The following is a 23832-nucleotide window of genomic DNA, read 5'->3' on the forward strand; positions in this document are numbered from 1 at the left end:
TAATTAAAAAAAACTTGTAAGGTTCGCCATCGGAGCTCGCAGAAAAGTCGATGCGCGGGACAAACTCACGCTGAAACGATTGTATCTAAATGCGTACAAGGCCGTATCAAAACCGGACACCCGGTCCCCTGACTCTATGTTTATTTGTTTGATAATCAAGTGAATAATAGTTGGCATGTTGTTTAATTAAGAAGTAACAAAGTTGCCAACTATGTTCCCAATCTATTTCAAAACTGCGTTAAGATCGCTCAGGAATAACCCGGGGTTTAGCATGATCAATATCATTGGTCTGTCTGCTGGTATTGCAGCCTGTATGTTGATCATGCTGTATGTGCAGTATGAACTGGGTTATGATAAATACAATGTAAATGCCAATCTTATCTACCGCATTACTTCGCATGTAAAATTAAACGGGAACGAAGCCTCTTATGCATCGTCGGAAAAACCGCTGAAAGAAGCTTTACAGGTGTTGCCTGAAATTGAAAAGACCGCCCGCCTGGTACCGGTGTCGAGTTTGTTTCTTTCGCCAAAGAAGTTCTTTGTAAAAAAAGACGATGAAGTGATAGAAGAAAATAAGATCGTGTATACCGGCCCGGAGCTGTTTGATATTTTTACATTGCCCATGATAGAGGGTACGGCCAATTCTTTATCAGAGCCTTTTACAGCTGTGATCACGGAAAGTACAGCCCGGAAATACTTTAATCGCACCAATGTAATCGGCCAGGCCATTACGATCAACGATACAAGTTTATACACCATTACAGGCGTAATTAAAGACGTTCCTTCCCAGTCACATTTCAACTACGATTTCTTTTTGTCATTTTCTTCGTTACCCGAGAGCCAGGTGAATGGCTGGGGGTACAGCGGTATTCACAATTATGTATTGTTAAAGCCAGGAACGAACATCCCGAAGCTGGAAGCAGCGATACGGGATATCGAATTAAAACATTACCCCGCGTCCATAACCGCCGATGGCAATTATCTTACTGTTGTTTTAATGCCCCTTTTGAATATCCACCTACGTTCAACAAGTCTATATGAATTGGATAAGGGTGGTGATATCATGTATGTTACTATTTTTTCTGTGATCGCCTTTTTTATCCTGCTGGTCGCCTGTATCAATTTCATAAACCTGTCAACGGCACGATCTGCCAACAGGGCTAAGGAAGTGGGTGTGCGTAAAGTGATCGGCTCTTCCCGGTGGAGTTTGATAGGTCAGTTCCTGACAGAATCAATATTGGTAGCATTCGCCTCTACCATTCTGGCTATGTTAATGGCGCGGTTGATGTTACCCTTCTTCAACCAGCTTGCCGGCAGGCAGCTTCAGATCACCACCAATACCTTGTTATCGGCGGTCCCTGTTTTATTATTGATCACATTGGTGGTGGGTTGCCTGGCCGGGATCTATCCAGCATTGTATTTATCGGCCTTCAAACCGATACTGGTGTTGAAAGGCCGGCTGGCTGGCGGGTTTAAAAGAAGTTATTTACGGAACTTCTTGGTAGTGTTTCAATTTTCAGTATCCATTTTTCTGATCATAGGCACGTTGGTAGTTTATAACCAGCTTAGCTATATGCAAAACAGAGATACCGGGTTTAACAAAAGCCAGATGCTGGTGATCAAAAATGCCAGTCGCTTAGGCAATAGTGTTGAGAACTTCAAGCAAGAGTTAAAAGAATTGCCGGGTGTTCAGAATGTAACCATCTCAGGTTTTTTACCTACGGGTAAAGAAAGAAACATAACAGGACTGTTTCCCCAGCTGCCCATTGATATAAAACAGGATGTGCTTACTGAATTTTGGCCTGTTGATGAAGACTATTTAAAAACGATGGGTATGCAATTGGTAAACGGTCGTAATTTTTCAAGGCAACTGGCCTCTGATTCCATGGCCATCGTTGTAAATGAAGCCTTCATAAAAAAGATGGGCTTTAATGAGCCGTTGAATAAAACCGTTTACAGGTCCAGCTTTGGGGTACAGGCCTATCATATTGTAGGTGTGGTAAAGGATTTCAATTATAGCTCCTTACGCAATGATGTAAAGCCGCTGGCTTTGGTGAATGAACATAATAAGGGCGCTGTAACATTGCAGATCAACAGCACCAACCTGCCTGTTCTTATGGCACAGGTAAAAGATAAATGGGAACAGTTTTCCAACCACTCCGCACAATTCACCTATTCATTTATGGATGATGATTTTGACGCAACCTATCGTACTGAGGAGCAGATGAAGCAGTTATTCATTTCATTTAGCCTATTATCGATCCTGATTGCCTGTTTGGGATTGTTCGGACTGAGTGCTTATGCTGCTGAGCAACGGAATAAAGAGATCGCCGTTCGTAAAGTGATCGGCGCCAGTACCAGTAAGATCATTAACATGTTCTCCGGCGATTTTGTAAAGCTGGTAGCCATTTCCATTATCATTGGCTCACCCATTGGCTGGTATGCCATGAACAAATGGTTACAGGATTTTGCTTACCGTATACACATGAGCTTTACCATATTCCTGTTGGCCGGACTGATCGTGTTATTGATCGCAATGATCACAGTGAGTTTTCAAGCCATAAGAGCCGCAAAGGCAAACCCCGTAAAGAGCTTAAGGGCCGAGTAGGGGAGCCAATGAGTAGGCCCCGTGAAGTCAGCGTAATAATGGACTACCAGATCCATTATGCGATTTTAAACCGAATGTAATCTTATGATCTTCCCATCATAATTCTCAATTTCCTCTTTAAGGCCTAAAACTAAGTATAGTAAATAGGCAAGATTGATAATTTTACTTTCTCTTTCTTCAGCTTCATGTAATTCCACAGGCAGCGTATAAGATTTATTTTGGTTGGCTTGACGAAATTCAATCAATTTAGGAACCAATTGCATAGTTTCCTTATTAAACTCCGTTGAGTTTTCGAGTTCTAATAATGCCAAAATATGAAAGTAGCTATTGGAGGTTGAATTGATATCGGAAATTAGTTGTTCTATTCTTAAAGTTTCCTCATCAGTCTCATGGCTTTTATAGTAATACTTGTTCAGAAAGATCATCAACTCGCCAGAATAGCAAATGATATAATTTAAAAAACCTATTAACTCATCCGACCCGCAGCTATATTCAATATCCTGATTTGATAAAAATTCGTAATCCCATAATAAGGCATGAAAATTTCTTACGGGTGTTTTAGAATGGAGCTCAAAGAATAGATCTAAACCATAATTGCGCATTTCCTTACGCGTTCCATTTTCAGTTCTTTCAGAAAACCAAAGATACAAGCTCCAGAGTTCCTCGGTTGATAGCAGTTCAATATTTTCTTCTATCTTGTTTATTATATTATCGAACTGCAAATCCTTTTCATATTTGCTGTTGTTTTCAATGAGGTATTGTTTGTAGGAAAAATTATCTTCCTCTTTGATCAAAGTAGATAGTTTAGTTCTTGCAATTTCCTTATTGAATTTAAAAAAGTATAATTGTTCTGACATTATTTGTTTATAATTATTAATGCTCTGGAATTGAAGCAAAGATAAACAAATAACCGGCTATATCATAGCGTGAAAAGCCGGTATAGAGACATGATCCAGTGAAAAATAATCTTACAATATTTACGAAACAGTACCCGTAAACGATTATATTTGATTTGGAAGCCACTTGATAAAAGTGGTTTTTTTGTGGCTTGTCTATTCGATGCCTTCGAAAACCCAAATATTGAATTGTTAACCAGCTCAACCCTAAGTCAGTCAATGAAAAAACTCTTTTTCCTTTTAACCCTGTTTGCCTTTTTAATGCTTGCAGTTGGCTGTAATGTATACAAATTAAAATGTGAGACGTTCAATAACCAGGCTGCGCCAGTGGATAGCGTGAATAGCAGAAATTTCATATTGAAAAATGATGGAACAAAAGTATATGGCGATAAGATAACCTACCAATATGGGGTTATTTTAAAACAAAAGATCACAATTGACAACCAGACATTTAATACCCCGGAGGTGAGGGGATACCAGGCAAAAGGAGTGTATTATGGAAGAATTGGTGGCAAGTTTGCAAAAAGGATCATACATGGAAAACTGAATGTTTATGTAGAAGAGTCAATATCAAACAAGTATATGGCTACGAAAAATTTCACTGCGACTTATGTTGAGTGTTTCCATTATGTTCAAAAGGGAGAGATCGGCGAGTTGGTGAAGATAACCACCCAGAAAGATATACTGCAGTTTGTAGGTGATTGCCGGAAAGCAGTTGAAAAAATAAACTTGAGCCCTGCCAAAATCCGCAAGGCCATTGAAAAAGACGATAATTATTTAAATAAAATTTTTGAAGATTATAACGCCAATGATTGTGGTATGGTATCACCTGATCCAGTAAAAAACTAACAACAGCATTGTTACTCCTACATTATTTTCCGTAATTCTTGAAGAAAAAATCGGGAAAGAACGCAACTATACCACCGTTATCATTCCTTCTTTTAATGAAAAATAAAGTTCGTTTAAAATACCCAAAAATAAATTTCGGTTAAATGCTATGGCTATATCTTCTGTTGTCTTCCATATTGCATAATCCATTACACTATCTTTAAACTCCTCGATTATGCTTTGGTACAGACGTGCTAACAGCAATTTATCATCTACCTGGATTGCAAAATCGCTTAAAATGCCTATAGTAAGATGAATCGATATTAATGTAGCCGGATCAGTAAAATCAATAGCTGGTTTTCCCAGGATATCAAAGTCTATTGCTGCATAAGGTCCATCAGATGAAGAAAACGCTGCCTCCCATTTTTGAATATTATTCTTATCAAAATAATAATCACCATTTTTAATTGCCTTTAACAGACTTGCAACGTCCGAAAAAAGAACTAGTTGTTTTTTCGAATTAATCAGCAATTTATCTTTTTCCTCATCTTCCAGATCTAGTCCACTTACTGTATAATAGCATTGATTATCATAGGTGATTTCCAGTAAGTATTTCCTATACTTTTCCGAGGCATTTTCTATAAATTCCATCGTGCCAAATTAACCTTTTTACTCTCTAACACAAAAAAAGCCCCGACGTTACCGTCAGGGCCCACTATATGCATGACCTCGGGAGTATTAGAACTTATAACTCACTGTGGCTGAAAACTGGGTAGGTGCTATAGGATTCACACTGTAGTTTTCATGCACACTCACGTTGTAGGTATTGGTCAGGTTTGACACCTTGGCCAATACTGTGATATGCTTTCTAAAGGTATAACCAGCTGTAACATCAATTGTTGTATACCCGCTTACCGGGATCATCCGGTCGCGGTAGGTATAAACGAGGTAAGGGGTGTTTTTGTCTCTGATCACATCGGAATTCCAGCCACCAAAACGGTCGCCCAGATAAACGATGGTGGTACCTATTTTGAATCCTTCGAGACGGCCCTTGCTAAAAGTATAAAAGATACTTCCATTGGCTGTATGAGCAGGGTTGTTTACCAAACGCTCACCGCTTTTAAAGCTGCCTATAGAAGTGTCGGTTTTAGTATACCGCATGTAGTTATAGCTATAACCGGCAGTGATGTTCAGCCCGTGGATGGGTGATGCGGCCAGGTCTACTTCTACACCATCACTGATGGTGGCGCCTCCTATTAATTTAACATTGGGATCGGTGTTAACTGATCCATCTAATTTGTAAGGGGCCGCTTGGGCCAGGTTGTTATTGTTAATACGATAAAGGGTTACATTGGCAGATAACAAGCCATTCAGGAATTGGTTCTTTACACCTACTTCATATTGATCTATCAATGACGGTTTGATGGCCTTTCCGTAGATGTCTGCACCGGTATTGGTAGTAAACGAATTGGAATAACTTACAAATACAGACGTAGTGCTGAATGGTTTATACACCAGACCCAGACGTGGTGACCAGGCGTTGTCATACCGGGTTTTTCCGGTTACTTTTTTATCGTCGATCAGACTGATTGAATCAATTCCCCGGGTTTCCACATACGCGAATCTTACACCGGCCAGTACATTGAACTTGTCAGAGATCTTTATCAGGTCCTGTACATACCCACCGATACGGTTTATGGGTGCATTTCTTCTTCTGATGGCTGTATAATCCGGCAGATCAGTGCGCCCGGTATATTTCAGCGGGTCAAGAATGTTGATGGTGTCATAAGTGCCGGAAGGGAAGCCATTCATGGCCGGGAAGGTATAGTTATAATCTTTTGTAACGGAACGGTCCGCATCCATCCCAACGAGCAAATTGTGTTCCAGCTTACCTGTATTTACTTTGCCGATCAGGTTTACCTGGCCTGCATAAAACTTTTCTTTGGTGTTGATCTTGCCCAGTGGCCGGCCCCATTTGCCGGTAGCATCAGCCTGTACCCGTTCTACGGCAAAATAATCTCTGTAATAGTTCTGGTACGAAAAAGAACCATTGAGCTTCCAGTTGTTGTTCAACTGGTGTCTTACCGTAAGCGTGCTGGTAGCTTGTTGTGTTTTATTGTACTGCCAGGGGGTGCCGAAAAAGCTTGAGCGCGGCACATTCGGTATCGTTTTACCATCGAGTGAACCAATCCCGAAATCGGGCGTGAATTTATCATTCAGGTAATCGCCCTCTGCGATCAGTTCGGTACGTTTGCCCAGTTTGAACAACAGCGATGGGTTTATATAGTAACGCTCGGAATTTACCTGGTCGCGGAAGCTATTGGCCTTCACATAGGTGCCATTTACGCGATAGGCAATTGATTTTGAAATAGGTCCGTAAATATCAAAAGCTGGTTTGTACAGATCATAACTGCCAATCCCCATCGATACTTCACCGCCAAAATTGAATTTAGGTTGTTTGGTGACCATATTCACCACGCCACCGGGTGCTACCTGTCCGTACAGAATGGCACCGCTTCCTTTCAATACCTCTACTTTCTCCAGGGAGCTCATTTCGGGGATCACACCGGAGTTGATGCGGAACCCGTTTTTAAACAAATTCGTACTTCCCAGGCTGTAACCGCGGGCGCCAAAACTTTCCTGTACATTTCCGCGGGTAGTGGTGAGGTACACGCCGTTTACGTTCCGGATCACATCGCTCAGCTTTAATGCCTGCTGTTCGCGGATCATACCCTGGCCAATAACGCTCAGAGCCTGGGGAACGTCCATCGGGTTCATGCTGATCTTTCCCAGATTAACCGGTTGATCATTTAACCCTTTATGGGAAGTCACCACAATTTCTTCCAGTTGCCGGTGGTCTTCTGCCAGGGTGAAATTTATTACAAGGGCTTCATTGGCCTTTACTACAATCGTTTCTTCTTTAGATTGTAATCCGGTCATGGTGACCTTTACTACATATTGGCCTGGCTTGATATTTTTTATGGTAAAGTTGCCGTATTCGTCGGTATAAGTAGCGCGGTTAGCATCTTTCAAAGTCACTGTAACAAAAGCAGCAGGCTGGTTATCAGTTGTTTGAATAGTGCCTTTTACAATGCCGGTCTCTTTATCTTCCGGCGTTTCGCTGGCATTGGTGGCAGGTGCGGAAAGGTTGTTGGTTTGTGCGGTAGCTTGGTTAATTATAAAAAAGGCTAAAAGCCCGAGTATGTAAAATCTTTTCACGTTATGGAATTAATTTTTGCAAAGGAAATAAAGAACCGGTGCCTGCTTGTGCCGAAAGCGGAAAACGGGTTACGCGATGCGGAAAATCGTCTGAACCGGGATAGATGGGATGAATGGGATTTTTGGGAAAGGGATGTTGTCTGAACTGGGATTTATGGGATGTTTGGGATCATTGGGATGGTATTTTTTCGAATCCTATTATGGCACAAGCGGACGTTTGCGCCATTTTAATGACCGCCAAACTGGCTTGAATTGCTTATTTTTGTTACAACTTAATGGATCAGTATGCAGGAGAATATCATTGACCTACAGCACGTAAATATCTATCAGGGAAATAACCTGGTTTTACAGGATGTAAACTTCAGGGTTCAAAAGGGAGAGTTCGTGTACCTGGTTGGTAAAACCGGGACCGGTAAAAGCAGCCTGTTAAAGACCATGTATGGCGACCTTCGTCTCAAAGAGGGCGACGGCACCGTGGTGGGTTTTAACCTGCGGGATATGGACTGGAAAAAAGTACCGTTCCTGCGCCGTAATCTGGGCGTGGTATTTCAGGATTTTCAACTGCTCACCGACCGTAATGTAAACGACAACCTCCGCTTTGTACTGCGGGCCACCGGCTGGAAGGACGAAAAGCTGATGGACGAAAAGATCATCGATGTATTGGATAAAGTTGGCCTGAAAGCCAAAGGTTTTAAAATGCCTTTTGAGCTAAGCGGTGGCGAACAACAACGCATTGATATTGCCCGCGCCCTGCTCAATTCACCCAAACTGATCCTGGCTGATGAGCCCACCGGTAATCTCGATCCCGAAACCTCCGATGAGATCATGCAGCTGTTGTTCCATATTTCACGCGATTATGGTACCGCTATTGTAATGGCTACCCACGATTATATCGTTATCAATAAATACCCAGCCCGTACGGTGCGTACCGAAAGAGGCCGGGTTATAGACAACGCTAAAATATCCATTGAATAAGACGCTGGGCATTCCGTTTGTTATCGAATGTGGAAAGCAGTAATGTCTTTCGCAAACGGATCTCTTCTTCTGCAAACGGCTGCCGGTACAATTGTACGATCTGGCTTTTAAATGCCGTGGCATTTGTCCCGATATGACAGGCCGATTCCAATCCGGTGCTTTGCACCGTGGCTTCATTTACCAGACAGTGACGCCCATTGAACAAGGCGTTCAATAATTTCAGCTTTACGCCGGTGACATTAAATGAGGGAAGGATGTTTATCTGCGCCTTTCCGATCATGTCCTGCATTTCCTGCTCAGAAGGATCAGCTACCACACAGGCATTCTTTGTTTTTCTAGCAATACGTTGCAATCGGGGAGAGGGAGATTTACCGGCAATGACCAATGGGATCCGCAGGTCGTTAAACACCTTTTTCATTAACCAGATGGCCGCCTCTTCATTTTCATTCACTGACAGGTTCCCGTGGTACAAACAAAAACAACCCACGCCTTCCGGGGCCGAAATTTCAGTAAAGGGCAGGAATACGGGCAGGGTAGCTACCTGTTGGGCGCCAAATTCCTTGCGGTAGGTATTCGTGTCCAGATCATTTACAGCCAGAATTAACCCTTTGTTGGCAATAGATCCTTCGTATTGTTTCAACAGCCTGCTCTCGTTCAGGTAATACATTTTGTGGAACAGGGAGTTACTGTTACGGAACAGCTGTTTATAATACTTATATTCTACATTATGCAGCCGGATGATCATTTTTCGGTTATTGAACCGCTCATCCTGTAACAAGTATGTACAGTGTACACCTTCCAGTAAGATCGGATAACTGTCTTTTAATAACCGGTCTTCCAGTGTGGCATTGGTGCGGGAAGCCACTATATAAGGCAGTTTATGGGAGAAACCTTTATGTCCGCACTGGCGCGGATAATATTGTACTTCGGCACAATATTGTTCCAGTTCGCTCTGTTGTGCCCGTTTGTGTTCAAAACAATGTAAATGGATACGGATGCCCTGCTGATGAAGTGCTACCAGTTTGTAAAACAGGTCAAAATAGCCACCATGATCAACGGGGTAGGGTACGTCGAAAGAAATGATATGTAAATGTTTTTCCACTGGCTAGAAAATATTTTTATAGAACGCTAATAACTTTTTCTCTTCCTGCTGCCAGTTGATGGCTTCGCGTGCCTGTTTACAATTTTGTTGCAATTGATAATATAAATTTTTGTTATCTAATAGTTCATTTAACCGTTCGGCCAGCGATTCCGGCCGCAGGTCACTAGTTAGAACAGCAATATTGTACTTATTGTTTATTTCTTCGTAAGCCGGATATTTCACACACAGTTGTGGCAAACCGGCATGCATATAGTCGAAGAACCGGTTGCCGAGGGAATGGTAATTATTCATCCCGTTATTTTCAAAAAGGGTAACACCCGCCCAGGCTTTCAAGGTATATTGCTGTAGTTCTTCAGGTAATACTCTTCCTTTAAAAACAACTTTGTCCGCTAATCCATGTTCTTTTACGAGTTCATTGGCCTGGCTCATAAAATTGCCGTCACCACAAATAATAAGCCGGGCGTTCACGAATTGCATAGCTGGGATCAGGGTCTCAAAACTGCGGCCTTCATTTACCGCGCCCTGGTATATAATATATCGTTCCGGTTTAGCAGGAATGGCAAGCGGTCGTAATACGGGCACATTACGGACCACCTCATATTGTACACCGTACATTTTATTGAATTCTTTCGCAATGGCATCGTTTACCGTATACCCATGTTTGAATTTGGGTACGGTATAGCGCTCAACCCATTTCCATATTTTATAAACCCCGGGTCGCGTCACCACTTCCTTCATTTCACAAAACAGTTCATGCGCGTCATAAACACGGGGGATGCCTTTTAGTTTGGAAATAAAATAAAAAGGAAGGATGGTATCGAGATCGATGGCACAAACCCCATCGGCTTTAAGGAACAATAAATAAAAAAATAACCGCAGGTTGTATTCGATGTAGCTTAATTTGCCGGTGCGGAGAAAGCAAAACAGTCTTTTTTGCCGAAAAGGGCGGTTAAGCAGGGGCGGGGATTTAGCACCACGCCGGCCTATGAGGGTTACGGAATAGCCAGCTTCGGCCAGGGATGTACAGATCCGTATCATCCGTTGGTCATAATTTAGATCGTTGGTAACGGCGAATATTAGGTGCTTCATCTGGGTTTAGTAGCTGATAGTTAAGCTGTTGCAGTTTGTGGTTTGTAGTCTTTGGTTTGTGGTTGTTTATTTTCGGGATTCATAACTAATTCCTTGCTTCAAAATACCACAGAAGTTTTTTGTTTCGTTGATTTTCGGAGTTCATGATAAATTTCGACCTCAAAATAAGGCAACTGTTTGAATTTTATGCAAATAAGGACGGCTACAATTAATTATGCATTCTGAAATGAGGTCAATAACAAACTCTAATCGACAAGCTGTAAATCTTAATTATTATTTGAAAATGAGGCAACTACAAACCTCAACCGATAAACAACAAACTGAATTATTATAACCCCAAGCTGCTTTTTTAAAAAAAATGTCCCCATACTATCCACTAAAATAGAATTTATTATATACCTTTGCCGCCAATTATAAGAAGATAATTATTGGATGTTTTTAAAAAAATTGAGATGCCTTATTTAACTAAAGAGAAAATTTCGAGCGTATTTGCACAATATGGTGGAGCTGCTACAAACACAGGTTCTACTGAAGGACAAATTGCTCTGTTGACAGAACGTATCAACAGCATTTCTTCACACCTGCAACAAAACAAAAAGGATTTCTCTACTCACCGTGGTTTGATGCAACTGGTGGGTCAGCGTAAACGCCTGCTCACGTACCTGAGCAAACACAACTTGCAAGGTTACCGTGCATTAATTGAAAAACTTGGTATCAGAAAATAAGTGTATATTATAATAACAAACTATTCCCAACTGTTTTCCGGTTGGGAATAGTTGTTTTTATTATACTTTTTCAATCCCAGGTTGCTTTAATAACCGGTTGCTGATTACTATCCGCGCTTATTCCCACCTACTTGCAGGATGTGATAGCGACCATTAAACTACATTTTACATTATGCTCTCTCAACCAATTAGCGTAACTTTTGATATAGGGGGCGGACGCGAGGTTTCTATTGAAACCGGCCGCCTGGCTCGTCAGGCTGATGGTGCCGTTACCGTTCGCCAGGGCAACTGTATAATATTGGCTACCGTTGTTGCCAATAAAGAGCCCAAAGAAGGACAAAGCTTCTTCCCACTGGTAGTGGATTACAATGAAAAATTTGCATCTGCCGGCCGTATCCCCGGTTCATTCTTCAAACGCGAAGGCAGACTGAGCGATTATGAAGTACTTATTAGCCGGTTGATCGACCGTGCGTTACGTCCACTTTTTCCTGAAGATTATCTGTGTGATGTTCAGGTGCTTATAACGCTTATTTCAAGCGATAAAGAAGTAATGCCCGATGCATTGGCCTGTTTAGCGGCTTCTGCAGCGCTGGCTGTTTCGGATGTTCCTATTAAAGAAATTATTTCTGAAGTGCGGATTGCCCGCATAGAAGGACAATTTGTTGTTAACCCCAGCCGTACTGAACTGGCTAAAGCCGATATGGATTTCATCATTGGCGCTACCGAAAAGAACCTGATGATGGTGGAAGGGGAAGGCGATGAGTGTGCTGAGGAAGACCTGGTAAAAGCCCTGGAAATAGCCCACGAAGCCATTCGCCAGCAAATTAAAGCACAGCAGGAGCTTCGTGCCAAAGTTGGAGTAGCTGGTAAAAGGGATTATACCAAACCTGAGCAAAACACCGAGCTGCAACAAAAAGTGGCCGATTTTGCAAAAGATAAGATCTATCAGATCTCCCGTTCTGCTTCTGCCAAACATGACAGAAGTGATGCTTACGATACATTAAAAGAGGAATTGATTGCCAGTCTGGGCGAAGAAGCGGATGATACGGTGAAGAAACAGGCTAAAAAATACTACGACGACCTGCAATGGGAAGTAGTGCGTAATATGATCCTCGACGATCGTATCCGTCTCGATGGCCGCCAGCTCGACCAGGTTCGTCCGTTGAACATGGAGATCGATATTTTGCCTTCTCCCCACGGTTCAGCATTATTCACACGTGGTGAAACTCAATCGCTTACAACTGTTACTTTAGGTACTCCTTTAGACGAGTTGCTGATTGAAAGCGCCGCTGTTTCTGATTATACCAAATTCATTTTACACTATAACTTCCCGCCATTCTCAACCGGTGAAGTGAAAATGATGCGCGCCCCCGGCCGCCGCGAAGTTGGTCACGGTAACCTGGCCATGCGTTCGTTGAAAAAAATGATGCCGGGCAACGAATATCCTTACACAGTTCGTATTGTAAGTGATATCCTGGAATCAAACGGTTCTTCTTCAATGGCTACAGTGTGCGCAGGTTCACTGGCGTTGATGGATGCAGGGGTACCCTTTCCTAAACACGTGAGTGGTGTGGCAATGGGTTTGATCACCCGCGGCACCGATGGTAAATATGCCATCCTTACCGACATCCTCGGTGATGAAGATCACCTGGGTGATATGGACTTTAAAGTAACCGGTACCCGCGATGGGATTTGCGGTGTACAAATGGATATCAAGATCGACGGTTTGGCTATGAGCACCATGCGCGAAGCGCTGGAACAAGCCCGCAAAGGCCGCTTGCACATTCTGGATGCCATGTATGAGTGTACACCTGAGGCTCGTTCTGAGGTGAAACCACATGCACCGAGAATGGAAAAACTGTTCATCGATAAAGAATTTATTGGTGCGGTGATCGGACCCCAGGGTAAGATCATTCAGGAAATTCAACGCGAAACCGGCACTACTATCAATATCGAAGAAATTGGTAACTATGGTGAGGTGAGCGTGTTTAGTCCGGCCAAAGAAGGTTTGGAAAAAGCAGTTGCCTGGATCAAAGGTATCGTAGCCGTTCCTGAAGTAGGTTCAGTATACGAAGCCACTGTAAAAGGCATTAAAGAATTCGGCGCATTCGTTGAGTTCCTGCCTGGCAAACAAGGGTTGTTACACATCAGTGAGATCAGCTGGAAGCGCCTGGAAACTATGGAAGGTGTGTTGAAAGAAGGCGATGTAGTGAAAGTGAAACTGATAGGTATCGATCACAAAACCGGCAAGTTCAAACTGAGCCGTAAGATCCTGATGCCAAAACCAGAAGGAAAGAGACCTGAGAATCCTGCCTAAGGATTATTATATTTCATTTGAATAAAAAGAAGGCCTGTAGTGAAAATTGCAGGCCTTTTTTTATTTTTTAACAAGAGCTGACCTGTAAGGTCTGCTTCGGCAAATTGTGATTACGAGAGGTTCAGCAGCCCCCCGCAAGGCGGGGCAGGCTCATTAAGCAGGACCTCTCAGGAGCGCATAAACCCGCTACAAATGCAAACTCAAAAGGCGCACCTTACAGGTCTGCCTCTTAATTTTAAATCATGCAGAACTATATCCATATAAAATTCCAACCGGTAACAAAAGAACAGCAGGAAATACTGGTTGCGCAATTGAGCGAGCTGGGGTTTGAAGGTTTTGAAGAAGGGTTTAATTATATCTCCGGTTACATTCCTGAAGACAAGTATGACGAAACAGCCATCTATAACCTGGTTGCTGAATCGGGTACCGTTATCAGCAAAGAAGTGATAGCGCCCCGCAACTGGAATGCAGAATGGGAACAGAATTTTCAACCGGTTATTATTGGGGATTTCTGCGGTATCCGGGCCCATTTTCATGAACCGTTACAAAATGTACAGCATGAAATAATCATCACGCCTAAAATGAGCTTTGGCACCGGTCATCATGCTACCACGCACCTGATGATCGAGAGTATGCAGCAATTGTCCTTTCCCGGCAAGAACGTGCTGGACTTTGGCACCGGAACAGGGGTGCTGGCCATTTTGGCTGAGCGCCTGGGAGCGGCTTCCGTTACCGCCATTGACAACGATGAGTGGAGCATTAATAATGCGGCCGAAAATATAGCTTTAAATAATTGTTCAAACATTGCTCTTTCTCAGGCAGATAGCCTGCAAATGCCAGTCACATTTGATATAATCTTAGCCAATATCAACAAACACGTACTTATTGCAAATATGGCTGGAATTAAACAACATTTAATATTAGGCGGCGTTCTAGTCATGAGTGGACTTTTGATAGGGGACAAACCCGATATCGAAAAGTCGGCTGGTAACAATGGATTATCAGTTGTTGATTGTAAAACGAGAGGCGATTGGATGTGTTTGTTGTTTAAAAAATAATAGCCCCAAGAACCCGATAGTTATCAATTAATTAACTTTTTTTCCATATTTTCGTCATCTAACATCAACCAACTATTCAATGAAAGAGGCTTTACTCATTGTAATAGCATATTTGATCGGCTCTATTCCAACAGCTGTTTGGGTTAGTAAAGCTTTTTTTGGAATCGATATCCGTGAATACGGCAGTGGAAATGCCGGTGCTACCAATACTTTCCGTGTTTTAGGCTCCCGCTGGGGCACATTTGTCATGATCATTGACATGCTCAAGGGCGTAGCAGCTTCACTTCTCTGTTTTCTTCTTCCTTATTACGTAGGTGGCGCCAATGAATGGGACCGCACCAATTTTATGGTGGGGCTGGGTTTAGCCGCTGTATTGGGTCATATTTTCCCAATCTGGGCCGAATTTCGTGGTGGAAAGGGTGTTGCAACCCTCTTTGGGATGATCCTTGCCATTCAGCCTGCAGTAGCTGTTCTATGTGTAGGTATTTTCCTGTTGGTATTATACTTGACTCGCTTTGTATCACTCAGTTCTATCTTAGCCAGCATAGCGTTTGCCGTTTTTATTCTTGTTATTTTCAATGAGAAAGAACCTTTATACCGGGCATTTGCCATTGCGGTAGCCTTGCTGGTGGTCCTCACACACCAAAAAAATATCACCCGCTTATTACGCGGCAGTGAAAGCAAAGTTCCCATTTTAAAGTACCGTGATCGTCGCAAAGAAAGACGGAGAAGACAGTAATTCGCAGTTCACTATTTAAAGTTCTATTGTTGTAAATCAGTAGCTTTTTGTTACATAACATTAAGTTGTTAGGGCAATGGTGAATAGGCAATAGTGAATGGGGAATAGGCAATAGTCTTGGCTGCTGAGATTAATAACTATCTTGCGCCGCCAAAAATTTACTGCCGTCTGCCGATTCACGATTGCCGTTTTCAGTTTAAGGTTGTATTCCCTTTGCCTATTGCCTTTATTTGAGGTAATAAATTCCCATCAAGCCAATACAGATCTCAAAAGAGGATATACACACTGTCTCATTTCTTAATTTGATGGTGACGCATTCATTTTATAAGTTTGTTAAAGAATGAGTTATAACCCGCATAATTTGCAGGTATAAATAATTTTGTCGATCAGGTTGGTACAAGGATTGTTTAAAGTAAACTGAAGTAAACACTCATAGTAATGAAACAAGTCATGCACAAAGCAATTATGGCTGCAGTACTGGTAACAGGCATCACTTCCTGCTCCCAGAATGCGATCACGGGCAGAAGCCAATTATCCCTTTACAATGAAGCCGATATTCAATCAATGGCTGCACAGCAATACACCCAGTTCCTGACAGAGAACAAGGTAGTAAACACAAAAGCCAATAAAGATGCAGAAATGGTGCGCAGGGTAGGCACAAGGCTTACCAATGCCATCAATCAATATTATACCCAAAAAGGCCTTACCTCAGAATTAGAAGGTTATAAATGGGAATACAACCTGGTTGATTCAAAAGAAGTGAATGCCTGGTGTATGCCCGGTGGTAAGATCGTAGTATATACCGGTTTATTGCCCATTAGCCAGAATGAAGCAGCCCTGGCGGTAGTATTGGGTCATGAAATTGCCCACGCCCTGGCGCATCATGGTAATGAGCGGATGAGCCAACAGGCAGTAGCAGGTATAGGACAACAGGCTTTGCAAGTTGCTATAGCCAATAAAAGCGCTGCTGCCCAGACTGTTATGATGAGCGCTTATGGTATTGGTTCAAACGTAGGCGCCTTGTTGCCTTTCTCCCGTAAACAGGAGCTCGAAGCTGACCATTATGGCCTGATCTTCGCAGCCATGGCAGGTTACAATCCCAATGAAGCCATTCCTTTATGGGAAAGAATGAAGGCCGCCGCCGGTGATTCAAAACCACCAGAAATTTTAAGTACGCACCCGGCAGAAGACACCCGTATTCAAAAGCTGCGGGAAATGATGCCTGAGGCGATGCAGTACTACAAACCTGTGAAGTAGTAATCTGAAATAATCATATTTGAAAGGCTATCCGGTAACGGGTAGCCTTTTGTTTTTACACTGCAAGAAGTAAGGAAATAAGAAGTAGGAGGTAGGAGGGGAGGCACCCCGCTGAGGCGGGGCGCCAGGTAAGGGTTGCAGGGTATGCAAAACGATAACAAATGAAGCTTATAATATAGTCCGGGAATAAAGTGAACTAATAAAATTTACTCCGGCAGGATATATTCCATTTCGTAAAAATGCTTTTTATCTTTCATGATGATGTTCAGTTTGCCAGCAATGCCGGTCAATTCATCTGTTCCCGAATCTGGTACAACAATAATATTCAGCATGAATTCTCCATTACTCATAGTTGCATTATGTTGTAATACAAAAGAACCCTTTTTGTTATTGATAGTCGCTTCTACCCGCTCGATCGCCACATAACCCGCGGAAGCAGGAACAGCTGTTCTTGCGCTAAGCATTTGCCCCTGACTGGATCCTACTATATCGCCATGAAAAACTTTGTCGATGGATAACCGTCCCAAAAGTGGGATCTCCCGTTCATCTGTTTGCGGAACCAGTTTAACTTCAAATTCGCCTTTTGCGTATCGTGTCATTAGATTGCTTTTATACCGTCAAATGTAATCAAATAAGGCCTAAGCAAACGTGTTTGGAATGTTTGGATGGGCCATGATAATTCATTTATCCTTCCTAATCAACGGTCTAACGTATAATGCCACCCTGGTATTTTTACCATCTGCAGCCGTAATAACTGAATACATGCTGCAAGAATGTGAATAACCAATCCCGATACTAAACCCTTTTTGTGATTTCATCTGGCAAAAGTGGCACATAGCTTGTCTTGGTACCCAGGAAACAAGCAACAGCATCTCCCTAAAAAAAAGCTGTTATACAATAGCGTGGTTAAGGCCAGATCCACTCACTATTTCCGGGTTTTCCCCACTCCGGTTGTAAGTATAGCAGGACCGTTGGAAGAATCCAAATCCAGAGCATTTCGTATCAGCAAGATTATTATATACTGATCATGAAACTTATTCATGGTTAGATGCCTTTTTCGTGAATCGGCAATACCTTTTTATTGCTTGACTTGCGGCTATAGGCAAGTTAATATTGCCGATTGCCGATTCAATGTCGTTTAGTTAAGCGCCCTCCCAGGAGGGGATGCCTTAAAACAAGCATTAACTAAATGACATTGATTGCCGATTGCCGAAAAAAACATTCATCACGAAAAAATATTCGTCTTAACCAGATAAATATGAGAAAGCGAAAACTGATTGTATTGCTTATAGGAATATTGTTGCAACATGCTGTAGAGGCGCAACAACCCATACTGGGTTTGGCTACTTATTTTGAAGAGGCCTACTGGCGATATCCCAATATACCAGCTGGATTGCTGGAAGCCACGGCCTGGTCGGCCTCCCGGCTTACGAATTTACAGCCATCCTTACACGATGCGGATAATTGTAGCGGCATGCCGCAACGGTATGGTCTTTTTGCATTGATCGAAAATGGAAAGGGATATTTTAAAAACAACCTGCTGACGGTTTGCAGCAACAGCGGTATTACTCCTGATCAATACAAAAAAGATGTTCGGTTACAGGTGCTGTCTGTTGCCAAGTTCTTAAGCCGCGAAGCCAGTTTCAGACAAATAGATGTTCGCATTAGTACGGAAGACTTTTCCAGTATACTGGAAAAACTGGCTGAATTTCCCGATGATAGTTCTGCTATCAATAAATACGCGTTGGCCCTGTTCAAATATGACATATACGATCAATTGCAGAAGGGGATAAACACTCCTTCGCTAAAAAGAGCGCCGGTAAAAGTGCAAATGGAGCAAATATTTCCGGCGCCTTTATTACATACCTTACAATCGCCCGCGATTGAGATCAATGTTGATAAAGATCAACTGCTCACGCCTCCCAATACACCCATTTTTACCACCAACCGCCAACCTGATGTGGCAGACAAAGCGCCAACAGCAGCTGATTATTCCCCGGCTATTTATGTACATGCAAATGCCAATAATTATAAAAGCGGGCGTAATGGCGCTGCCATTTCCCATATAGTCATTCATACCGCACAGGGGAGTTATGCCAGTGTGATCTCCTGGTTTAAAAACCCGGGCGCGCATATGAGCACGCATTATATTGTTCGGGCTTCTGACGGTCAAATAACACAAATGGTAAAGGAAAGCGATATGGCGCTGCACGTACAAAATGCCAATGGCTACGCCATCGGCATAGAACATGAAGGCTTTATTGAAAATGGAAACAAATGGTATACTGATAAACTTTATAAGGCTTCAGCATCCCTGGTGCGTGACATCTGCAAACGATATGCAATTGATGGATCGACTTGTTACCGCGGACTGGGTACCAACACAATCAATGCGCAAACCGGGTCTTTACATATTAAAGGACACCAGCATTATAGTGGCAATGCACAAACAGATCCCGGTAAATACTGGAACTGGAATAAATATGCCGATCTGTTACAGGAGAAACAAACTGCCGGTATTGAAAAGGAAATACAATTTGCTACCATTGCCAATGGTGTTTACCGTATTACCAATGTGAACAGTAAAAAAGTAATGAATACGCGTGATTGCTCGGGCAAACCATCAGCCTATGTGACCCAAACAAGCTGGGAGGGAAAATCCTGTCAAAGGTGGCGATTTGAATATGCGGGTGATGGCTGGTACCGGATCACCAATTTGGTAAGCGGCCGCGCATTGGAAGTGCCGGGCGGCTCAAAAGAAAATGTACAAATACTTATAAAAGATACAAAAGAGAATGACAGCCAACTCTGGCGGTTATTCGAAGATGGTAAAAAAGGGGAGTTGCGGATGGAAAATAAAGCCAGTGGCAAAGTACTGGAAATATTTGGCGGTTCGGTCAATAATGGAGCAGCTGTGCTACAAACCGCCTGGACAGGCAAACCCCGCCAAAAATGGCTATTGGCAGCGGTGAATGGAGATGAAGAGGGGGAGGGGAATAGGTTTAAGCAGGTAAACATTGATTCTACTGTAATAAGTGGGATTCCTACTAAACAATAGTGTTTGTGAGTGGGTTGCCGACATGTTTGCGTTCGCGAATAAGATCGAACTTACTCAATATGATGGGATCCCGACTACGCTTCGCTTGTCGGGTCTCAATGAGTTGGACTGGTATCAGAACTCTGTTCGGAATGTTGACCGCGCAAGCGTAGGCATGGTTTACCATTTTTCAGAAATTTATAATAATCGCGAGCTCACTCACAACTGACCACTCACAAGGTCTTTGTCAAACAGACATATAAAATCAAAATGCTATATAGTACAACAAATGCTGCCATTTCGAGGACTGCATTTCGTATTTCCTACTTCTTACATCCTACTTCCTACATCGTTAATCCCGGGATCTGCAACTGCAAAAGCCTTTAGCAGCGCGTGTTTCAGGGCGTTCCCGAAGGAAGTATTTAATTTTTCCTATAGGCTTACAGACTGATGCTTATCATCTTACAATGCAAGATGAACAAAACGTTGCATCATCGTTAAATTATTTTTTATCACGTGCATATCTTTTCATACCTTTGCAATCCCGTCTATTTTTTATAACCTGAAAAGCTTATTACAAAAACCTTCGGCATGTCGCAAAATTTGTTAGAAAAGCTTCAATTACAGGAAGAAAAGAACGTGTTAATCCAGGGTCTCCCTTCCTCAATCGAGAAGCAATTTGTCAAATTATCGTTTGCCAAAAATGTAACGCCACTGTTAAAAACCCGAAAGATCGACTTTGCACTGGTGTTTGCAGTAAACGAAAATCAATTAAACGGTATTTTAAGGGATGTACTTCCCTGTCTTCAGGAAGGTGGTAAATTCTGGATTGCTTATCCAAAAAGCAGCTCCAAGATCGCTACTGACCTTAACAGGGGGTGCAGTTGGGATGGCGTAAGGAACGCCGGTTTTGATAGTTCTGAAGAAGTGGCCTTGGACCATGTATGGACCGCCGTTCGGTTCAACAAGGCTGTAGCCGCAGTTAAAGCTGGAGGCAGAAAGAGAGTTGTTGCTCCTGCACCTGCTCCTGCTGCGATGGCAAACTAATTTCCCGTGCATTATTTAGAATGACATGTAACTGTCTCATCACGACAGCTAATTAAATTAAAAATAAACCCCGATAGGTTCGTCCTCATCGGGGTTTATTAGTTTATTGCTTTTTCAATACAATGCCCGCCATTTTTGCTACTTCTATCTCCATCTCCTTTATATGCATATGAGGCGGTAACAGCTCGAGGAACCGTTCGTACGTATTATTAGTTTCCAGGTCAACCTGGTTTTGCTCCAGCAACTGTTTTATCTTTTTTAATTTCAGGTATTGTATAGTTGATATAACGTCATCTTTAAAACCCTTTTCTTCTTTCATAAGGGCTTTGTGTTTGTATTCGATATTCATGTACTTTCTGAACCCCTGTTCCAATACTGAGAACACCGATTTTTCCGCCAGCCAGTGCTCACTTAATTCATAGGGCGTATTCAGGATCGATACCACCAGCGTACTAACATCATTTTCCTGAGAGAATACAAAATCTTTATCGGTGGGCTCGTGACGTTCTGCCAGCATATCGCGGTACATATGCAACACCCTTACTACCGTTTGATTTTCGATCATCTCTTCCACTATATCCTGGCTGAAGATATATTCCGCAATCTTTTGGGTATGGTCCCATTCTTTTGTGCCATGCTCCAGCAATACCCTTATCAATTGCTTTTCCTGCATTTCATCTTTGAAGATCAGGTTAAAGCTTTCATCGCTGTAACCTCCTTCTTCGCCGCGCATAGCATTATCATCATAGAACTGCGTAGGATCAACACCCATTGCAGCGGCCTGTTTACTTTCGTCTTTGGCCAGTTTTTCGCGGATGTGTTTATTCACCAGGTTCACCAGACCACCTTCTTCGATCTTCAGCAGCTCGGCGCATTTTTTTATATAATCCTGCTGTTTGGTAAAATCTTCCAGTTTGTTGATCTTGGCTATGGTTTCCGCCACCTGGTTTACAAGACCCGCTTTTTTGGAAGAGTCATTACCCACATCTTTCATTTGAACTTCCAGCTGGAATAAGATGAAGTCCTTTTTATTTTTATCGATGAACTCGCGGAAAGCGGCAGCACCAACCTTGTTCACGTAGCTATCGGGGTCTTCCTTATCGGGGATCAGCACCAGTTTTACATTCAACCCTTCTTCCAGCGCCATATCCAACCCACGCAGGGCAGCTTTTACCCCGGCCGAATCACCATCATAAATAATAGTAAGATTTTTGGTATATTTTTTTATCAGGCGCAACTGATCCATGGTTAACGAAGTACCGCCTGAGGCCACTACGTTCTCGATACCGGCCTGATGCAGCGACACCACATCGGTATACCCTTCAACCAGTAAACATTCATCGAATTTATCAATAGCCTGACGGGCAAAATAGGTGCCGTACAGGATCTTGCTCTTTATGTAAACTTCGTTCTCGGGAGTATTGATGTATTTGGGTGCTTTATCATTTTTACCAATGATACGGGCACCAAAACCAATTACCTTACCGGTTTGATTATGCACGGGAAAAATAATACGGCCGCGGTAATTGTCAAGCGGTTTATCATCCCGCACCACCACCAGGCCACTCTTTTGCAAATATTCCAGGCTGTAATGTGCAGACAGGGCCGTTTGCGCGAAGGAGTCGCGGGTAGCCAGACAGTACCCCAGTTGAAAGCGGTTCATGATCTCTTCACGAAACCCGCGTTCTTTTAAATAACTAAGTCCAATAGCCTGTCCTTCTTCACTTTCAAACAGATTTTGAGAAAAGTATTTTTGGGCAAAGCCGTTCAGGATGAATAAGCTGTCGGCAGTTTGTTGTTGCTGCAGCCTTTCCGGACTCATGGCGGTTTCTTCTATCTCCACATTGTACTTGGCGGCGAGCCACCGCAATGCTTCCACATACGAATATTTCTCATGCTCCATAATGAAGCTGATGGTATTACCGCTGCGGCCGCAACCAAAACATTTATAAATTTCTTTGGCGGGGGAAACGGTAAAAGAGGGAGATTTTTCGCCATGGAACGGACAAAGCCCCATGTAGTTGGCACCCCGCTTTTTTAATTTTATAAAGCTGCCTACTATTTCTATAATATCTATCCGGCTAAGGATCTGCTGTATCGATTGCTGACTGATCATCGGGGCAAATTTAATAAATCTGTTGAACTGTAAAGACCGGGTTGATAACTAACAACTGAATGACTTACAATTTTTTGTACACATTTAATAAATTAAGGTTGCAACTATGGTCTATAAATACTTCGTTGCATGTTAAATATCAGTTTATAATTTTAATCTTTTTTATCCTGTTTTTCCGGCAAATGTTTCTTAAATTAGATTAACTACTCACATCAGACTTAGAAAGCCTTACTTCCAACATAAGAAGCTCTTTATATTTCTTCATTTATAAATTTTCTCCCATGGTAACAACAGATATCGCACAGCTGTCAAGAGAATGCAATGCCTGGCGGGAGACATTGCGTTCTTACCGAGATGAATTCGGTCAACTTAAAAACCGTCTCCAGCACTTGGCCGGAAACCAAACCAACAGGGATGTACTTCTGGAGATTGAACACCTCGACAATCAGTTCCACATTCAGCTCATTAACATCCACGACCTCAAACAAGCCATCAAGCTACACCAGCGTAAGTTCGACACAGAAATGGCTGAAATCAACAACCGGAACCTGAACGAAGATACCACCACCGATCACGAAAGACTTTACAACGATTATCAGCAATTAGAAAGCACCCTTTCGGAAGTAAAACAGGAGTTTTCGCATTTTGCAAATCATATAGAATAGCCTTTAATTTATTGTCTGCTTTTATAATAAATAGCAGACTTTTAATTTATTAAGATACTGAAGTAAGAAGTAAGAGATAGGACGCAGGCGGCATGAATGTCTGAAATTTCAGGACTCTTAACTTTAATACAGATTGCTGAAATAGTAGCGAGCT

The 23832-nt window shown here is 42.5% G+C and carries 19 protein-coding genes; 12 read left to right on the plus strand and 7 right to left on the minus strand.

The features are described 5' to 3' along the window. The first annotated feature begins 211 nt into the window (after nt 1-211). Entirely contained in the window at nt 212-2608 is a 2397-nt protein-coding gene (locus J7I42_RS33650) for an ABC transporter permease (protein WP_209144695.1), read from the plus strand. A gap of 65 nt (nt 2609-2673) precedes the next feature. On the opposite strand, the gene J7I42_RS33655 is transcribed toward J7I42_RS33650, so the two are convergent. After that, nucleotides 2674-3465 (minus strand): hypothetical protein, encoded by a 792-nt coding sequence (locus tag J7I42_RS33655; protein WP_209144697.1) that lies wholly within the window; start codon nt 3463-3465, stop codon nt 2674-2676. Nucleotides 3466-3723: 258 nt separating this feature from the next. Here J7I42_RS33655 and J7I42_RS33660 point away from each other — a divergent pair, with 258 nt between their 5' ends. After that, a complete protein-coding gene (locus J7I42_RS33660; protein WP_209144699.1) occupies nt 3724-4353 on the plus strand; it encodes a hypothetical protein in 630 nt (209 codons plus the stop codon). 66 nt (nt 4354-4419) lie between these two features. Here the strand turns inward: J7I42_RS33660 and J7I42_RS33665 are convergent, their stop codons facing one another. After that, on the minus strand, nt 4420-4983 hold the full coding sequence (locus J7I42_RS33665; RefSeq protein WP_209144701.1) for a hypothetical protein: 564 nt from the start codon (nt 4981-4983) through the stop codon (nt 4420-4422). Between the two features lie 87 nt (nt 4984-5070). Further along, nucleotides 5071-7551, minus strand: a complete 2481-nt coding sequence (locus J7I42_RS33670; RefSeq protein ID WP_209144703.1) for a TonB-dependent siderophore receptor — start codon at nt 7549-7551, stop codon at nt 5071-5073. 3 nt (nt 7552-7554) lie between these two features. On the opposite strand from J7I42_RS33670, the gene J7I42_RS33675 reads away from it, so the two are divergent. Then, complete coding sequence (locus J7I42_RS33675; RefSeq protein WP_209144706.1) at nt 7555-7695, plus strand: hypothetical protein; 141 nt, start codon at nt 7555-7557, stop codon at nt 7693-7695. Between the two features lie 141 nt (nt 7696-7836). Beyond that, complete coding sequence (locus tag J7I42_RS33680) at nt 7837-8526, plus strand: cell division ATP-binding protein FtsE (protein WP_081202714.1); 690 nt, start codon at nt 7837-7839, stop codon at nt 8524-8526. Here the strand turns inward: J7I42_RS33680 and J7I42_RS35660 are convergent. Beyond that, nucleotides 8507-9628 carry a glycosyltransferase gene (locus J7I42_RS35660; protein ID WP_209144708.1) on the minus strand — a complete coding sequence of 374 codons (1122 nt, stop codon included), beginning with the start codon at nt 9626-9628 and terminating at the stop codon, nt 8507-8509. The genes J7I42_RS33680 and J7I42_RS35660 overlap by 20 nt on opposite strands. A 3-nt stretch (nt 9629-9631) precedes the next feature. Beyond that, the gene (locus tag J7I42_RS33690) at nt 9632-10717 is read right to left on the minus strand and encodes a glycosyltransferase (protein WP_209144710.1); all 1086 of its coding nucleotides are present in this window, start codon (nt 10715-10717) and stop codon (nt 9632-9634) included. A gap of 452 nt (nt 10718-11169) precedes the next feature. On the opposite strand from J7I42_RS33690, the gene rpsO reads away from it, so the two are divergent. The 5 genes from rpsO to J7I42_RS33715 all read left to right on the plus strand — a co-directional run bounded on the left by rpsO (nt 11170) and on the right by J7I42_RS33715 (nt 16813). Further along, nucleotides 11170-11442, plus strand: a complete 273-nt coding sequence (gene rpsO, locus J7I42_RS33695) for a 30S ribosomal protein S15 (protein WP_209144712.1) — start codon at nt 11170-11172, stop codon at nt 11440-11442. 172 nt (nt 11443-11614) lie between these two features. Further along, a complete protein-coding gene (pnp, locus tag J7I42_RS33700; RefSeq protein ID WP_209144714.1) occupies nt 11615-13759 on the plus strand; it encodes a polyribonucleotide nucleotidyltransferase in 2145 nt (714 codons plus the stop codon). A gap of 242 nt (nt 13760-14001) precedes the next feature. Continuing rightward, the gene (gene prmA, locus J7I42_RS33705; RefSeq protein ID WP_209144716.1) at nt 14002-14817 is read left to right on the plus strand and encodes a 50S ribosomal protein L11 methyltransferase; all 816 of its coding nucleotides are present in this window, start codon (nt 14002-14004) and stop codon (nt 14815-14817) included. Nucleotides 14818-14896: 79 nt separating this feature from the next. Then, nucleotides 14897-15556, plus strand: coding sequence for a glycerol-3-phosphate 1-O-acyltransferase PlsY (gene plsY / locus J7I42_RS33710; RefSeq protein WP_209144718.1), 660 nt, complete (start codon nt 14897-14899; stop codon nt 15554-15556). 438 nt (nt 15557-15994) lie between these two features. Beyond that, on the plus strand, nt 15995-16813 hold the full coding sequence (locus J7I42_RS33715; RefSeq protein WP_209144720.1) for a M48 family metallopeptidase: 819 nt from the start codon (nt 15995-15997) through the stop codon (nt 16811-16813). 206 nt (nt 16814-17019) lie between these two features. On the opposite strand, the gene J7I42_RS33720 is transcribed toward J7I42_RS33715, so the two are convergent. Beyond that, complete coding sequence (locus tag J7I42_RS33720) at nt 17020-17412, minus strand: DUF3224 domain-containing protein (RefSeq protein ID WP_209144722.1); 393 nt, start codon at nt 17410-17412, stop codon at nt 17020-17022. A 659-nt stretch (nt 17413-18071) separates the two neighbouring features. Between J7I42_RS33720 and J7I42_RS33725 the strand changes: the two genes are divergently transcribed. Next, a complete protein-coding gene (locus J7I42_RS33725) occupies nt 18072-19871 on the plus strand; it encodes an RICIN domain-containing protein (protein WP_209144724.1) in 1800 nt (599 codons plus the stop codon). Between the two features lie 570 nt (nt 19872-20441). Beyond that, nucleotides 20442-20897 carry a glycoside hydrolase family protein gene (locus J7I42_RS33730; protein WP_209144726.1) on the plus strand — a complete coding sequence of 152 codons (456 nt, stop codon included), beginning with the start codon at nt 20442-20444 and terminating at the stop codon, nt 20895-20897. A 103-nt stretch (nt 20898-21000) separates the two neighbouring features. On the opposite strand, the gene dnaG is transcribed toward J7I42_RS33730, so the two are convergent. Next, nucleotides 21001-23013, minus strand: coding sequence for a DNA primase (gene dnaG / locus J7I42_RS33735; protein WP_209144729.1), 2013 nt, complete (start codon nt 23011-23013; stop codon nt 21001-21003). Nucleotides 23014-23402: 389 nt separating this feature from the next. Between dnaG and J7I42_RS33740 the strand changes: the two genes are divergently transcribed. Continuing rightward, nucleotides 23403-23678: a hypothetical protein gene (locus J7I42_RS33740; RefSeq protein ID WP_209144731.1), complete on the plus strand. Its 276-nt coding sequence runs from the start codon at nt 23403-23405 to the stop codon at nt 23676-23678. The last annotated feature ends 154 nt before the right edge of the window (nt 23679-23832 follow it).

The organism is Niastella soli (assembly GCF_017742245.1).
In the GTDB taxonomy this organism is placed as follows: domain Bacteria; phylum Bacteroidota; class Bacteroidia; order Chitinophagales; family Chitinophagaceae; genus Niastella; species Niastella soli.

Bases quoted from the DNA above. Each gene is read 5' to 3' on its own strand.
- J7I42_RS33660 (WP_209144699.1), top strand. From the start codon at position 3,724: ATGAAAAAACTCTTTTTCCTTTTAACCCTGTTTGCCTTTTTAATGCTT.
- J7I42_RS33715 (WP_209144720.1), top strand. From the start codon at position 15,995: ATGAAACAAGTCATGCACAAAGCAATTATGGCTGCAGTACTGGTAACA.
- J7I42_RS33680 (WP_081202714.1), top strand. From the start codon at position 7,837: ATGCAGGAGAATATCATTGACCTACAGCACGTAAATATCTATCAGGGA.
- J7I42_RS33690 (WP_209144710.1), bottom strand. From the start codon at position 10,717: ATGAAGCACCTAATATTCGCCGTTACCAACGATCTAAATTATGACCAA.
- dnaG (WP_209144729.1), bottom strand. From the start codon at position 23,013: ATGATCAGTCAGCAATCGATACAGCAGATCCTTAGCCGGATAGATATT.
- J7I42_RS33720 (WP_209144722.1), bottom strand. From the start codon at position 17,412: ATGACACGATACGCAAAAGGCGAATTTGAAGTTAAACTGGTTCCGCAA.
- pnp (WP_209144714.1), top strand. From the start codon at position 11,615: ATGCTCTCTCAACCAATTAGCGTAACTTTTGATATAGGGGGCGGACGC.
- J7I42_RS33655 (WP_209144697.1), bottom strand. From the start codon at position 3,465: ATGTCAGAACAATTATACTTTTTTAAATTCAATAAGGAAATTGCAAGA.
- J7I42_RS33665 (WP_209144701.1), bottom strand. From the start codon at position 4,983: ATGGAATTTATAGAAAATGCCTCGGAAAAGTATAGGAAATACTTACTG.
- J7I42_RS33730 (WP_209144726.1), top strand. From the start codon at position 20,442: ATGTCGCAAAATTTGTTAGAAAAGCTTCAATTACAGGAAGAAAAGAAC.
- J7I42_RS33650 (WP_209144695.1), top strand. From the start codon at position 212: ATGTTCCCAATCTATTTCAAAACTGCGTTAAGATCGCTCAGGAATAAC.
- J7I42_RS33675 (WP_209144706.1), top strand. From the start codon at position 7,555: ATGGAATTAATTTTTGCAAAGGAAATAAAGAACCGGTGCCTGCTTGTG.
- prmA (WP_209144716.1), top strand. From the start codon at position 14,002: ATGCAGAACTATATCCATATAAAATTCCAACCGGTAACAAAAGAACAG.
- rpsO (WP_209144712.1), top strand. From the start codon at position 11,170: ATGCCTTATTTAACTAAAGAGAAAATTTCGAGCGTATTTGCACAATAT.
- plsY (WP_209144718.1), top strand. From the start codon at position 14,897: ATGAAAGAGGCTTTACTCATTGTAATAGCATATTTGATCGGCTCTATT.
- J7I42_RS33725 (WP_209144724.1), top strand. From the start codon at position 18,072: ATGAGAAAGCGAAAACTGATTGTATTGCTTATAGGAATATTGTTGCAA.